The sequence below is a fragment of the Acinetobacter modestus genome (assembly GCF_014636095.1).
GTDB lineage: Bacteria > Pseudomonadota > Gammaproteobacteria > Pseudomonadales > Moraxellaceae > Acinetobacter > Acinetobacter modestus.
The window spans coordinates 717,567-733,002 of the sequence record NZ_BMDV01000001.1; the positions used below are offsets into that span (position 1 = coordinate 717,567).

The 15,436-nt window shown below is 38.2% G+C and carries 13 protein-coding genes; 3 read left to right on the forward strand and 10 right to left on the reverse strand.

Annotation, left to right across the window (positions count from 1 at the left end):
* The first annotated feature begins 24 nt into the window (after positions 1–24).
* Positions 25–663, forward strand: coding sequence for a DUF2238 domain-containing protein (locus IEV17_RS03315; RefSeq protein ID WP_004663213.1), 639 nt, complete (start codon positions 25–27; stop codon positions 661–663).
* Between the two features lie 23 nt (positions 664–686).
* Here IEV17_RS03315 and blp2 read toward each other — a convergent pair whose 3' ends face one another.
* The 8 genes from blp2 to IEV17_RS03355 all read right to left on the reverse strand — a co-directional run bounded on the left by blp2 (position 687) and on the right by IEV17_RS03355 (position 12,475).
* Positions 687–2,864, reverse strand: a complete 2,178-nt coding sequence (blp2, locus tag IEV17_RS03320) for an Ig-like repeat protein Blp2 (RefSeq protein ID WP_004663215.1) — start codon at positions 2,862–2,864, stop codon at positions 687–689.
* Positions 2,865–3,108: 244 nt separating this feature from the next.
* Positions 3,109–4,071: a protease SohB gene (sohB, locus tag IEV17_RS03325; protein WP_004663217.1), complete on the reverse strand. Its 963-nt coding sequence runs from the start codon at positions 4,069–4,071 to the stop codon at positions 3,109–3,111.
* Between the two features lie 147 nt (positions 4,072–4,218).
* Positions 4,219–5,133 (reverse strand): phosphate ABC transporter ATP-binding protein PstB, encoded by a 915-nt coding sequence (gene pstB, locus IEV17_RS03330; protein WP_004663218.1) that lies wholly within the window; start codon positions 5,131–5,133, stop codon positions 4,219–4,221.
* Positions 5,134–5,147: 14 nt separating this feature from the next.
* Positions 5,148–6,539 (reverse strand): phosphate ABC transporter permease PstA, encoded by a 1,392-nt coding sequence (gene pstA / locus IEV17_RS03335; protein ID WP_004663221.1) that lies wholly within the window; start codon positions 6,537–6,539, stop codon positions 5,148–5,150.
* On the reverse strand, positions 6,536–7,915 hold the full coding sequence (gene pstC / locus IEV17_RS03340; RefSeq protein ID WP_004663223.1) for a phosphate ABC transporter permease subunit PstC: 1,380 nt from the start codon (positions 7,913–7,915) through the stop codon (positions 6,536–6,538). The genes pstA and pstC overlap by 4 nt, the downstream gene beginning before the upstream one ends.
* 99 nt (positions 7,916–8,014) lie before the next feature.
* On the reverse strand, positions 8,015–9,046 hold the full coding sequence (locus tag IEV17_RS03345) for a substrate-binding domain-containing protein (RefSeq protein ID WP_004663224.1): 1,032 nt from the start codon (positions 9,044–9,046) through the stop codon (positions 8,015–8,017).
* A 522-nt stretch (positions 9,047–9,568) separates the two neighbouring features.
* On the reverse strand, positions 9,569–11,101 hold the full coding sequence (locus IEV17_RS03350; RefSeq protein ID WP_004663225.1) for a pyridoxal phosphate-dependent decarboxylase family protein: 1,533 nt from the start codon (positions 11,099–11,101) through the stop codon (positions 9,569–9,571).
* Between the two features lie 3 nt (positions 11,102–11,104).
* Positions 11,105–12,475 carry a diaminobutyrate--2-oxoglutarate transaminase gene (locus IEV17_RS03355; RefSeq protein WP_004652118.1) on the reverse strand — a complete coding sequence of 457 codons (1,371 nt, stop codon included), beginning with the start codon at positions 12,473–12,475 and terminating at the stop codon, positions 11,105–11,107.
* A 465-nt stretch (positions 12,476–12,940) separates the two neighbouring features.
* Here IEV17_RS03355 and IEV17_RS03360 point away from each other — a divergent pair, with 465 nt between their 5' ends.
* The gene (locus tag IEV17_RS03360; RefSeq protein ID WP_004663226.1) at positions 12,941–13,642 is read left to right on the forward strand and encodes an SIMPL domain-containing protein; all 702 of its coding nucleotides are present in this window, start codon (positions 12,941–12,943) and stop codon (positions 13,640–13,642) included.
* Between the two features lie 50 nt (positions 13,643–13,692).
* On the opposite strand, the gene IEV17_RS03365 is transcribed toward IEV17_RS03360, so the two are convergent.
* Positions 13,693–14,154: a GFA family protein gene (locus IEV17_RS03365; RefSeq protein ID WP_004663227.1), complete on the reverse strand. Its 462-nt coding sequence runs from the start codon at positions 14,152–14,154 to the stop codon at positions 13,693–13,695.
* Positions 14,155–14,192: 38 nt separating this feature from the next.
* Complete coding sequence (locus tag IEV17_RS03370) at positions 14,193–14,825, reverse strand: TetR/AcrR family transcriptional regulator (RefSeq protein WP_004663228.1); 633 nt, start codon at positions 14,823–14,825, stop codon at positions 14,193–14,195.
* Between the two features lie 113 nt (positions 14,826–14,938).
* On the opposite strand from IEV17_RS03370, the gene IEV17_RS03375 reads away from it, so the two are divergent.
* Positions 14,939–15,406 (forward strand): hotdog fold domain-containing protein, encoded by a 468-nt coding sequence (locus IEV17_RS03375; protein WP_004663229.1) that lies wholly within the window; start codon positions 14,939–14,941, stop codon positions 15,404–15,406.
* Positions 15,407–15,436 lie beyond the last annotated feature (30 nt).

Below are 15,436 nucleotides of genomic sequence, written 5' to 3' on the forward strand. Positions count from 1 at the left end.
GCCTTAATTCATTTTGGATATGGCATGATAGAAAAAAAACTGAATTTAAAACACTACCTCGCTTTAGCTAGCATTGTACTGAGTGTCATAATCGCAAGTATTCAACCTTTAGAGTTTGAATCCTATTTATTGCATCAAGCTGGTACTGTTCTGATGCTGATTGCCTTGTTAGTTACACTGAAAAAGATTGGCATCAATTTTTATAGTTTCTGTCTCTATCTCGCCTTCCTTTTCATTCATATTATTGGTGCACATTACTTATATTCTTATGTTCCTTATAACGATTGGATCAATACACTTTTTCACTTCGACCTAAATCAAAGTATGGGCTGGTCACGTAATATGTATGATCGCTTTGTGCATTTTGCTTATGGCTTGTTGCTGTACCCATTTTTTTATCGATGTTTTCAAGTATGGTTACCCAAGGTAAAACCATTCTCTCTATTTTTATTGGTGATCCAATTTGTAATGGCAAGTAGCTTATTTTATGAATTGATTGAATGGTGGATTGCGATGGGTTTATCTCCTGAAGATGCTGAGAATTACAATGGACAACAAGGCGATCAATGGGATGCTCACAAAGATATGTTTCTTGCTACGCTTGGTGCGATTGTTATGGGGATGATTCAACTCTACAAAAATAAAACGCTTATCGATAAATAAGCGTTTTATTTAAAAATTCCAATTTAAATGATCGCGTGTTGCAATATATCGAATTGATCAAAAATCTCTGGTTTAATGCTTGGAATAAAATCAGAACCTATTAAACTCTTATCCACGACATCGTTGGTAGATGTAGATGATGTGGAAGCAAACTGGTTTAACACCTCATCAAGTTGGTTATCATGTTGATTTGACGAAACTAATATATCATTTAATGAAACTTTTTCGACTGAGGGTAATGGCGTAACAGCTATTTGTTTAGTTTCTAACGAACTTAAATCAATCTGATCTACGAGCGAAGCATGACTCAAATTAGCATCAATATTTTCACTTTGCAGCAATGCCAAGGTCGTCGTTGGAGAAACGATCGTAAAACTAAATACATCACTCATTTCACTAGTATTCCCAGCGGCATCCGTCTGAGTCAATGTAATTTTATGCAACCCTAATCCTAAATCATGATTTGGATTAAAGACCCAACTTCCGTTACTGGCAACTGTCACGACTCCTATTGCTTGCCCATTATCATAAATCGTTAACAAAGCCTTAGATTCTGCTGAATTCGCTGTCCCAGAAAAGGTTGGTCTAGCATCATCCGTTGTACCACCTGCATTAATAGAACCTTTAACATCACCAACATCATCAGTTAATTTTGGAATTATAGGCTTAGTGGGAGGAGTAATATCCTTTGTCCCAACGATACTCGTTGCATCCGATAAATTACCAGCCGAGTCAATCACATATACTTTTGCTGTTTTTTGATCGGTTAGTTCAGGTGAAATAGCAATCGTAAATTTACCCTGTGCATCAACAACTCCACTTCCAATTAATTTACCACTTGAATCTTTAATTTGAATTTTAGCATTTGCTTCAGCTGTGCCCGTCAGTGAATCACCTACAGCATTTAATTGTGCTACTGCTTTTTCAGGTGCAATAGTGTCTTTACCTGCACTAATTTCTAATGGCTTAGACTGATTTCCTGCCGCATCTTCAAGCACAACAGTTGCTTTTTGCGTTGCTGTTAAAGCTGGCGAAAGTGTAATGTTGAATTTGCCTTGTGAATCTATAATACCACTTCCTATAATTTTTCCATCTGAATCTTTAATTTGTACTTTTGTATTTGCTTCAGCTCGACCTAAAATTGAAGCCCCATCTTTATTCACTTCTACTAATGGTTGATCAGGAGCTAAAGTATCTTTTCCCGCAATCACCTTAGACGGCGTAGACTTATTTCCTGCGGCATCTTCAGCAATAACTGTTCCCCCTTTATCACTTGTTAAGGGTGATGAAAGTTTAATGGAATACAATCCTGAGCTATTTGCATTAACAGAGCCTAATAATTTTCCATCTGCATCATAAATAGATACTTTAGCATTCGCTTCTGTCTTACCTGAGACAATCGTCCCATCTACATTTAATTGCGCACTTGGCGCTTCTGGTGCAATCGTATCTTTATTACCAATCACTGCAATTGCTTTAGATGAATTACCAGCAGCATCAATTGCAATCACCGTTACTTTGTTATTATTCACTAAAGGTTGATCAAGTTTAATTGTATAATTACCTTGCTGATCGGCATGTGAGGTTGCGATTACTTTTCCTGTCGTATCTTTAATTTCAATTTTTGCACCTGCTTCCGTTTTCCCTGTAATAGTTTGCGTATCAGTAGCTAATGTTGCGGTTGGATCAATTGGCGGAGTGATATCAATAGAATGATTCTGATTAGACTGATCCTCATCATCTTTAACGGCCCATAAATACACGCCTTCTGCTGCTAAAGCAACTAAACCGACTTTCAATAATTGTGACTTACTAATACCTAAATCATCTACCCCGCCCTCTGTTTTAATAGTTTGAGTCGGCATTTCACCATCGATAAATTGAGACAATTGAGTTGCAGGCATATAACGGATAAATCGACCTGAATCATCAAATTGAGCAATTGCATAACTTCCATCTTCATTTGGAATTGCAAGTGTATGTTCAGTGTGATTGCTATCCTTGTAAAAGTCACTAATAATGATTTGCTCACCATTTTTTAATGTAATAACCAGATCATTACCCTGCTTAATAATTAATTTAATATCCGCCTGATTTACACCAATTTGTACAATTGAGGGCTGATCCAAAATAATACTTTTCATTTGCGCATCTTGTAAAACATGCAAATTTTTCTTAGATGAGACAACAACTCGTGTCATTTTTTATACTCTCTTATCAATTATTTTTTATGTATTTATTGAATACTAATTAGTTAAAGAATTAACCTAATGGTTAAAATAACAAATGATCACGATAACAACAATCTACCCTAAAACAACTTTTGTGGTTTTTATATAGCTGATTATTTATATATTCTTAGGATTTAATTTCATGATCAATCTCTAAATAAAATAAACCAGTCTATTCAGACTGGTTTATATCAACATTAAAAATGCAATCTCATTAGAACTTTGGATCACGCATTTGAACGATTGAACTATTTGCTTTGTGAATACTATCAACTAGTTTCCCTAAAACTGTAGGGATTAAATTCTCAGCCATTTGAGCAGCCTGTAAACCTAGTTTTTCACCAAAAGTTGGACGCTTACGGGTATTAATCACATACACATCATGTTTTGGTAATAGGCTTAACAAATATTCATCAGAGGTTTGTAATTTATCAACCAAGTTCAGCTCACGTGCATCTTCACCGTACCAATGCTCACCTGTTGCAACTTTAGCAACATCTAATTGTGGGCGATACTTCTCAACAAAGTGCTTAAATAAAGAATGGGTTTGTTGTAACTCTTCTTCAAATTTCGCTTTACCTTCTGGCGTATTCTCACCAAACATCGTCACAGTACGTTTGTATTCACCTGCGGTATAAAGCTCGAAATCAACATTGTGTTGCTTCAATAAACGATTGAAGTTTGGAACTTGAGCAACCACACCTATAGAGCCAACAACCGCAAAAGGAGCAGAAATAATTTCATTGGCAATACATGCCATCATATAACCGCCACTTGCAGCGACTTTATCGACACAAATAGTGACGTTAAAACCAGCATCACGTAAACGGACCAATTGAGCTGCCGCTAAACCATAACCATGAACCATGCCACCTGGGCTTTCTAAACGTACAACGACACGGTCGTGCCCTGCTTTTGCAGTTGCTAAAATTAAAGTAATTTCTTCACGAATGGTATCTACCGCAGATGCTTGCACATCACCTTTAAAGTCAAGCACATAAATTTTTTGATCATTCTTTTTTCTAATCTTTGCTTCTTTAGCAAGTTGTTGAACGAGTTGTAGTAATTCCAAACGAGATGCTGTTGTTTGTGCAATTCTTTTTCTTTGTTCATTCACACGCGCATTTAAATGACTAATACGAATTTCAGCAGGAAATTTAGGTAAATGGAATAACATAAAGTAAGTGCTCTATAAGTTCGGCTTTATTCGACTAAGATGTGGTCTATTGGATAAAAATTCAATAGTGATTTTGCAAAATAGATTCATTTTCATCTGTATCACAAAAAAAGAGCCCGAAGGCCCTTTTGATTTATAGAAGATCAATCAGCCAAAACGACCCGTAATATACGCTTCAGTCAATTGATGATCTGGTTGAGTAAAGACTTTCTCAGTCGAGTTTACTTCAATCAAATCACCTAAATGGAAGTAAGCAGTACGATCAGAAACACGTGCAGCCTGTTGCATAGAGTGCGTTACGATCGCAATGGTATATTGTTCAGAAAGTTCTGAAATCAATTCCTCAATTTTTGCTGTCGCAATCGGATCAAGCGCTGAACAAGGCTCATCCATCAAAATCACTTCTGGGCTAACAGCAATGGTACGTGCAATACACAAACGCTGTTGCTGACCACCAGATAAACCTGTACCTGGTTGGCTAAGGCGATCTTTCACTTCATCCCACAGGCCTGCTTTACGTAAGCTGTTTTCTACAATTTCTTCTAAATCATATTTATCACGTGCTAAACCATGCAATTTTGGTCCGTAAGCAACGTTATCAAAAATTGATTTTGGGAATGGGTTTGGCTTTTGGAACACCATACCCACTTGAGCACGTAGCAACACCACATCAAGGCTTGGATCGTAAATATCTTGATTATCCAGTGTCACTTTGCCTGTCACACGACAACTATCAATGGTGTCGTTCATACGGTTTAAGGTACGCAGAAATGTCGATTTACCACAACCCGATGGTCCAATAAATGCGATCACTTCATTTTGATAAATATCGATATCAATACCTTTGATTGCTTCAGTTTCACCATAATAAACATGCACATCTTTGGTACTGATTTTCACATCATTTACTTTTGGCTTTTTATTCGATGAAGCTGTTTCAAACTGAGAAACAAACGCAGTATTAGATTGCTGAACTGGCGCTTCAGATGAAGTAAATTCTGTTTGCTGTGGATTCACTGACTTATCCTTTTCTACGGCGTTCATAATATCAATCGTATTCATTGTACTCTCCTCAACTACCAACGCACTTCAAATTTCTTACGAAGCCAAATTGCAAGGCTGTTTAAACCAATCATTAATGCAAGTAACACAATAATCGCAGCAGCAGTACGCCCTTCAAAGAAGTTACGTAACTCATTTCCCTGCCATAAATAAACTTGTACAGGTAATGCTGTTGCCTGATCCAGTGGCGTAGCTGGAACACTCGCAACGAAAGCACTCATACCAATTAATAGTAATGGTGCGGTTTCACCCAAAGCATGTGCAACACCAATAATTGATCCTGTCATGATTCCTGGCAACGCGAGTGGTAGCACATGATGGAACACTGTTTGAACTTTTGATGCACCTAAACCAAGCGCTGCCTGACGAATTGAAGGTGGCACAGCTTTTAATGAAGCACGTGTTGTAATAATCACGGTTGGTAAAGTCATGAGACTGAGTACCAGACCACCAACCAACGGTGCAGACAATGGTAAATGCATCCAACCAATAAAAATCGCCGCGCCGAGTAGACCAAATACAATCGAAGGTACAGCAGCCAAATTATTGATATTGACTTCAATGATGTCAGTCATGATGTTTTTAGGTGCAAACTCTTCAAGATAAATCGCACTTGCAACCCCGATTGGAATTGAAATCAAGATTACAATCAACATCATGAATAACGAACCCATAAACGCGCCCGCTAAACCACTTGTTGCTGGTGAACTACGTGAGTCTGGGCTGATAAATAAATTCGTATTAAATGTATTTTCAATAATACCATTTGCTTTTAATTTATCTGCAAGTTGACGAACTTCTGGATCCAGCTGCTGTTGGTCATCTGGTAAAGAACGATCAATATTACCTGCTAACCACACATCCACATTAGCATCCGCTAAGAATTTAATCTCTTCTTTAGTACCAATTAATGCTGGATTCTCAAGCACCATGTCACGCAAACGATAGGCTTCTGAACTCGTGTACAAACTATTCAAATAATCACGTTGTGACTCTAGTGCTGGATCTTTAGCAACAATACCATTAACAATAAGTGCATCCCAATCCACCATGCCCATTTCAGTTTGCCAAGCCACAAAGCGCTCTTCAAAATGAGCAGGTGTCTCACCAGCAGTCTGCTTCGGTTTTGCTCCTACATTAATAATTGTAGGATCAAAATACACAGGAACAGTCATACTACTTTGCCAAAATGAAGGCAAACCTTTTGCTAAAATACTACCGAAAAGTAAAGCAACAAATGCAAGACCAATCATCACCGCAGAGAAACCTGCAAAGCGAAATGCTTTCTCTTTACGATGACGCTTTGCTAAAGAGCTTTGAATTATTGCTTTACGCTGCTCACGTTGTTCAGCAGCTACTTGTGGATCAAATACGTTCTGATCCAGAGGAGATGTATTTGAACTCATTCGTATTGCTCACGATATTTGCGCACGATATATAGTGCAATAATGTTTAGACCCAATGTAATCACAAACAAAGTTAAACCAAGTGCAAATGCCACCAATGCTTGTGGGCTCGCAAAATCTGTATCACCAGTTAACTGTTTAACAATTGTCACTGTCACTGTTGAAACTGCTTCAAATGGATTTGCATGCAATAATGGACTGTTCCCTGCTGCAAGAACCACGATCATGGTTTCACCTACCGCACGTGACACCGCAAGTAAAAATGCGCCTGTAATACCAGGTAAGGCTGCTGGCAATACAACTTGGCGAATCGTTTCTGATTTGGTTGCACCTAAGCCCAACGAACCATCACGTAAGGCGCGAGGAACTTGAGTAATAATGTCATCTGAAAGCGATGAAACAAATGGGATGATCATAATCCCCATGACAAAACCCGCAGTCAGTGCACTTGTTGCATTAATATCAATACCAACAATTTCACCAATCATTTTGAAGAATGGGCCAATGACCATTAAAGCAAATACACCATAAACGATGGTTGGAATACCCGCTAATACTTCAATTGTTGGTTTTGCCCAAGAGCGTAAGTTCGGAGATGCATATTCAGCTAGATAAATAGCAATCATCAAACCCACTGGTACTGCAACTAATAATGCAATACCACTAACCATTAAAGTACCCCAAATTAATGGCAAGATACCGTAACTTCCCTCTGCATTACCCGACGTGCTAAAGCCTGGATTCCATTCTGTACCAAAGAAAAAATCTGCTGGACTAACAAAACGGAAGAAATGTAATGCTTCACTCAACATTGACAGTACAATACCAATCGTTGTGAGAATTGCCACACCAGAACATAGGATCAAACCAACATTAATGGCTTTTTCAACCTGATTACGAGCGCGAAATTGCTGACTCACATGACGTTTAGCCCAAACCAAACCTGCTAAACCAGCACTAATTACAATTGCCAATTTTGCAAAAGAACCTATGGTTTCAAATTTAGCAAGTTGTTGTGCAGCTGCTAGCTCATAAGCTGCTGGCTGATCAGTAACCCCAAAACCAGACGCAATCGCTTGAACACGATCGATTAAAACATCACGGCTTGCTTCATCTAAAGTTGCACTGACTGATGCTGGAATATTGTTAAAGATAATATGTTGAAGGACACTTGGTTCGACCAAGTTCCAAATGATCAAAATTAAAAAAGCAGGAACACCACACCACAAAGCGACCAACGCACCATAATAACCTGGACGTGAATGCAAAGTTGCTGAGTTGTTTCCCTTACCTGCTAGGTTACGGCTTTTGCTCAGCCCGATTTGATATGCAATTGCCACAAGGGCTAATAACACACCGATAAGTAGCAGATTCATGTAATCTCCACTGTTTTCTCAATTTTCATCATTTGAAAAAACTTAGTTAGACAAAAAGGCTGATGAACCTAAGTCGCACCAGCCTCCCTTTTAACAATATTACTTAACTGTTTTACCCGCTTTGAAATCAGCTAGAACTTTTGCACGTTCTTTATCGCTCATAGTGATCAAACCAGCTTTTTCTAATTTAGAACCTTTACCAGAAGCTTTCTTATTTAAGAAATATTCTACGTATTGTGGTAAACCTTTAATTGATTTTAAATGCTCGCCTTTCACATAGAAGTAAAGTGCACGAGATACTGGGTATTGACCACTTAAAACTGTTTTCTCAGAAGGTAATACGCCATTTACTGTTGCAACACGTAATTTATCGCGGTTTTGATCATAGAAACCTAAACCAAATACACCTACTGCATTAGGAGAAGTTTTTAAACGAGCAAGTGTTTCAGTGTAGTCACCTGCAATTTCAATCACACGACCGTCTTTACGGAAGTTTGAACATGCTTTTTTCTGTTCTTCTTTATCTAAATTTTTGAAATAAGCAAATGATTCACAACCCGCTTCAACCATTTTTTCTTGGAACACTTCACGCGTACCATGGTTTGTTGCTGGAATAACTAGAGTAATCGGTTCATTTGGTAAGTCATCATCAATTTGGTTCCATCGTGTATATGGATTTGGAACCAATTTACCACCTGAAGGAAGCTGTGCAGCCAATGCAGTAAATACATGTGCTGGATCTAAGTTATAAGCACCTTTTCTTGAGTTAGACGCAAATACAATACCGTCATAGCCAATTTTGATTTCTTGCACTTGATTTACGCCTGCTTTTTTACATGCAGCAAGCTCTGAATCTTTGATTTTACGTGAAGCATTTGCAATATCGATGGTATTATCACCAACACCTTGACAGAATTGCTTTAAACCACCTGAAGTACCACCTGAACCAACAACGGGTGCTTTAAATTGCGGGAAAGTATTACCAAACTCTTCAGCAACAATACTTGCGTATGGCAATACAGTTGAAGAACCAGCGATTTGAATCGTATCACGAGCTGCATTCGCAGTTGTTGCTACGGCTACTCCAGATACAGCTAATGCAATTGCGATATGACGTGGATTTAAGCGCATTCTGTTTTCTCTCATTTATACAATTTGATTTACAACTCTTTTTAATTCAAGTGTTGTACTTTAGTTAACTGCATTTTGAGGAGATAATATGACAATTAAGTGACAACTTTATGACGCTTTTATGATGATCATTTTTATTTGAAAATTTTCAGTCATAAAGAAAAGAATTTTTTGATAAAAATAGCGAAAGAAAATTATCTTAATGATTGTAATTTATAATTTTTTACTTACAACACAACATATAAGAAATCAAACTAGAAATACAAATTTGACGACCTTAGTAATGAAAACTATATGACAAATGTCTATGTAATATTAGTTTTAATCCGTCAATTCGGTTCTAAATTAACTAAAATTAGGTTTCCAATAGCCATTTACACGCCTATCTTAAGCTATTCCGAAAATTACTTGAGATTAAATTAAAGGTATATTGAGATGAGCTAAATCTTTCTAAGCTCAATCACACAGACTAAAAAATAAAAAAGGCACATGAATGTGCCTTTTTCTTAGAAAGCAAATCGATTAGTCAATCGCTGGAACATAAGTGCCTGCAACAATTGCATCTTTAATACGATCAGCTTCTGCCAACACAAGTGCAAGCAAGTTTTGAACGTTTTCAAGCGTTGCAACTGGGCTTAACGTGGTCATCTTCAATGATTGAACATTACCCACTTTGGTTACACCAATATTCGCTTCACCACGAGCAAACAATTCATCTGCCACGTTTTGGTTTAAGCTATCGATAAATTCAGCAGGATAAGCTTCTGGTACTACACGGAACAGGACTGAAGCGAATTGTGGTTCAACCAACAATTCAAGACCCGCTGTTGCTTTAATATAATCTGCAACTTCACGTGTTAATTTCACACCATGATCAATCATTGAACCATAAAGCTCTTCGCCTAATGCTTCAACTGTCATCCATAATTTCAATGCATCAAAACGACGTGTCGTTTGTAATGATTTAGACACAAGGTTAGGTACACCATGTTCTTCATCATAAGCAGAGTTTAAATATTCTGCCTCATAATGCATAAAGCGATAGTTTGCTTCGTCTTTCAACAAGAAAGCGCCACAGCTAATGCTTTGGAAATAATGCTTATGGAAGTCAAGCGTGATTGAGTCTGATAATTCAATTCCATCTAACATTGCACGATGGTCATTTGAAAGAATCAGTGCACCGCCCCAAGCTGCATCGATATGCATCCATGAACCATACTTCGTGGTAATTTCACGGATTTTCTTGAGTGGATCAATCGCACCAGCATCAGTCGTACCTGCTGTTGCAACAACACAAGCCACGATTTTGCCTTCAGACTGAAGATGCGCCATGGTTTTTTCCAGTGCATCGACATCCATCTGTGCATTTTCATTCACAGGAACAGTCACTACTGACTGGAAGCCCATACCCATCATCGCCATGTTCTTTTGCACAGAGAAATGTGCATTTTCAGAACAGATGACTTTGACGTTCTTCATTGCTTCTGCTGGAATACCATCACGCTGAACCGACCATGGCTTACCATTTTCGTCTTTCCAGTTTTTCGAGATACACCAGTCACGCGCCAGCAATACACCCATCAAGTTTGACTGTGTACCACCAGAAGTGAACACACCTGCTTGACCTGCACCATAACCGACTTTTTGACGAAGCCAATCAACTAATTGAACTTCCATCAAAGAACCCGCTGGGCTTTGATCCCATGAGTCCATCGACTGGTTGGTTGCATTGATCAACACTTCCGCAATCTGGCTCATCACCATGGTTGGGCAGTGTAAGTGTGCAAGTGAATGCGGGTGATGTACTTTTAAGCTTTTATTGAGAAAAAGCTCAACCATACGTTGTAATGATTGCTGTACACCTAGACCTTCTTTTGAAGGAGCAAAAGAGATTGCTTCACGCAAATCTTTAATGCTACCGCCAGTGTACATTTTATCATTTTGCAACCATGCTGAAACGGCAGTTACCGCCTCGCCCATTGCTGACTGATAGTCAGCAATAGATTGAGCATCATTGCAGAGTAACGCTTTACGATGTTCTGCAAAATCAACCATGAATTAGCCTCGTACTGCTTTTAATGCTTCAGCAACAGCTTTCTTGAAGCGAGCAACCGCCTCTACGCACTCTTCTTGATTGATAATCAACGGGCAAAGTAAACGAATTACAGTACCGTTACGGCCGCCTTTTTCAAGCAATAATTTATTGTTGAAACAAGCCGTCTGAATTGCAGCAGCCAATTGAGCATCAGCAGGTAATGAACCCATATGGTCCGCAGGTTTACGCTCATCAACGATCTCAACACCGATCATCAAACCACGGCCACGTACGTTACCGATACATGGGAATTCTTGAGCAAGTTTCTTGAACTCTGCTTGTAAGAAATCACCACGCTCTTGCGCATTTTGAGCAAGGTTTTGTTCTTTGATCACTTGAAGTGATGCTAAACCTGTACCCATCGCAAGTTGGTTACCACGGAAAGTACCCGTGTGACCCGCAGGCTGCCAAGCATCAAACTTGCGTTTAATACCTAATACTGCAAGTGGTAAGCTACCACCTACCGCTTTAGACATCACCACAACATCAGGCTCGATTCCAGCATGTTCAAAGGCAAACATCTTACCTGAACGTGCAAAACCAGCTTGAACTTCGTCCAAGATTAAAACGATGTTGTGCTTTTCAGTCACTTCACGGATTTTTTGCAACCATTTTACAGGTGCAGTAACAACACCACCTTCACCTTGAATCGCTTCAAGGATCACAGCTGCAGGCTTGGTTACACCACTTTCAACATCTTCAATGAAGTTTTCAAAGAAATAAGTTAAAGCGTCAACACCTGCTTCCCCACCTAAACCAAGTGGGCAACGATATTCATGTGGGTATGGCATAAATTGCACGCCTGGCATTAAGCCATTGACCGCATTCTTTGCAGACAAGTTACCTGTCATTGCAAGCGCGCCGTGCGTCATACCATGGTAGCCACCAGAGAAACTAATCACTGTGCTACGACCCGTATAAGTTTTCGCTAATTTAATCGCTGCTTCTGTACCATCTGCACCAGATGGACCACAGAATTGTAGGCAATATTCTTCTTGACCGCCTGGCAAATAAGCCAAAAGCGCTTCAGTAAACGCATCTTTTAAAGGAGTCGTTAAGTCTAAAGTATGCAATGGCAAACCGCTTGCCAATGTGTCTTGAATACTTTGAATCACCGCAGGATGATTATGGCCCAAAGCCAATGTTCCTGCCCCAGCTAAACAATCAAGGTACTCTGTACCTTCAACATCAGTAACCCAACAGCCTTGTGCTTTTGCTATCGCTAACGGTAATTTACGTGGATAACTACGAACATTCGATTCCATCTGACTTTGGCGAGTCAGATAATATTCGTTAGTTGCATTAGCGGCAGGATTTACGGAAGTAACGCTCATATCGAATTACCATCTCTGATATGGGTAAAAGAAATAAGTCTGGTGACTTGCGGTCGTTTGACTCGGTGCTTTTTAGAATCTAGTGAGACACAAATTTTATATCTTTCAACTAGGAGCGAGATGATACCTAATTTTGAAATAAAATAAACTCTTTTTATGCCTGACATTCATCTAATATTATTGAAAAAATGCTTCATTCCAATAACTATGATGAATTATCATCATACTATGTGACAAGCGAAAGAAAGTAAGCTTTTTTTAACAGCCTTAATTTTTTTAGATAAATGGTCAAATATATAAAGCTAATTATTTAATTTTAAATATTTTTTAATTAATTTTTCTGTTGCAAAACACTGTTAATATATTACAAAGACACCACAAAATATGCAAAAGTTCCCCATCAGTTGTTTCTAATATCAGACTTGTAAAAATAAATGTTTAATACCAAATTTTAAGGAATTTTTTATGCGTACTTTAGCACTTGCAACATTAATGATCGGAGCTGCACTTAGCCCAAGCCTTTTTGCTCATGAGACTGAAAACTTGAACTATAATATTGTGAATATCCAAGCAGATGCAGCACGCCAAGTTGCGAATGACGAAATGCGTGCTGTGCTTTATATTGAAAGAAGCAATAAGCAACCCGCAGAGCTTTCCAATCAAATCAATCAATTAATGAATCAAGCGCAAGCAATTTCTCGTAAATACGCACAAGTAAAAGTCGAAACAGGTGCTCAAAGTACTTACCCTATTTATGACAATGATAATAATAAGTTAAAAGAATGGCGTGCACGTGCAGAAATCCAAATTGAAAGTAAAGACTTTAAAGCAGCAAGCCAGTTGATTAGTGAACTACAACAGAGCTTTCAGACCCAATCGATTAGTTTTAGCGTATCTGACGAACAACGTAAAAAAGTTGAAAATGAACTGATGATTGAAGCTTCTAAAAACTTTCAGCAACGCGCACAAGCGATTACCCAGGCTTGGAATAAAACGCAATATAATCTTGTCAGTTTAAATTTGAATACAAGTAATTATTTCCCTCAACCAATGATGCGTGGTGGTATGGCAAAATTTGCGATGGCTGAGGCAGCTCCAGCACAAGACATGGCGGCTGGTGAATCGAAAATTACTGTCAGTGCTAATGGCTCAATCCAATTTAAATAAAAGTACGATTTTATTTAAATTAAAGCAGAAAATTAATTTTCTGCTTTTTTTTATTCATTGAGTTCAAAATATTCTTCAAACTGTCTACCAGTTGGTAATTCATCAAATGAAGTATGTGCTTTATTCTCGCCAGCCCAGCTGATTTTAGAAGTCATACAAAAATTTAACTCTTTATTTGGTTCAAAATCTTCGTGAATTAAACCTAGCGGAATCCACATTACTTTGGGATTAGTGCCTAGTAGATTAGGAATAGGCGAACCACATTTTCTGCAAAAGGAGCTAGTAAAACCCGTGGCTTTGATATAAGTGCAAATAAATTGCTCGCCTTGCTGCCAATAAAATTGATCAGATGAAATCAATGTTGCAGTGTTGGATGCTGCCCCACTCTGCTTGCGACATAAACGACAATAACAACGATAGATCGTTTTAATTTTCGATATATGAAAATGAAATTTTATTTCCCCACACAAACAAGCGCCATTGAATTGTTGTTTTTGATCTAATCCTGCCATAACTTTCTGATCCAGATGATTTGTTTGTCTTAGTCCTTTTATGCTGGATGACTTAAATTTTGTAATGAATCCCAAGCAGCTTGAGCCAAGTTTTCGCGATAGAATTTTGGATTGGTGAACACTTTTTCAGATAACCAAGCACGACAATAACTTTCAGTTGCACCAATCACTAATGACATCATCAATTCAGACGGAACCGATTGTAATAATTTCGCATCACTATAGGCTGCAATATTATTTACGATCTTTTGATTTCTGATTTTATTTTTTTCATTTAATGCTGGGCGGTGCTCGCCTTGCATCACTGAAAAATGCGCTAACATTAGGAACTTAGCAAAATGAGGTTGATCTGAAACCCAATCAACGTAACTATAAATTAAAGCATTTAATACATCTTTTAAAGACCGCGCGCGCTCTAGATATTGATCTCGCAATGATGCTTGATCATCTAAAGCAGCAAAAACAAGTGCAGCGATAACACCCTCTTTGTTTTTAAAATGGTGATAAATTGCCCCAACACTACTTTCAGATTTATCGCGAATCATTTCAATGCTAGTCGCATCGAGACCATATTCAAGAAAACATGCCAATGCATCCAATAAGATTTGTCTTTTTAACAATGATCTACGTTGTGGATATAAGCGTTCTAATAATTGCTGAGCCGTTTGCATAAGTTATTTAAATTTACCAATCATCGGAACTATTGTGTATGACTTGACCACAACTTGTAAACAGAATTATATTCTTTAAAAGAATTTAATTCTGTTTTATAGGAAATCATCTAATGGCATCAACTTTGGAATTATGGAATAGGGTTTCAGCTTTACCTGCTGGAAAATGGACGTTCACACGTATGCTTTGTTTAAAAGCACCTTATTTCAGTAGCATTTCTCCTTTATTTGAGGAGTTAAAACCGAACTCTTGTAAAATATCCATTAAGAAAAAACGCGCAGTGCTGAATCACATTGGTACAGTTCATGCGATTGCAATGTGCAATATGGCCGAACTTGCAGGCGGTACGATGACTGAGGTTACTGTTCCAACTTCACATCGCTGGATTCCAAAAGGCATGACCGTAGAATATTTAAAGAAAGCGGAAACTGATTTAATTGCGATCGCTACCCCAGTAGAGCAGCACTACGATTGGGATAAAGCTGGAGAATATCTGGTGAATGTTGATGTACTTGATCAACAAAATGAAAAAGTCTTTCACGCCACTATTACCATGTGGGTTTCAAAAAAGAAAAAATAAAAGTAAAAAGCCCCGAACATGCTATTCGGG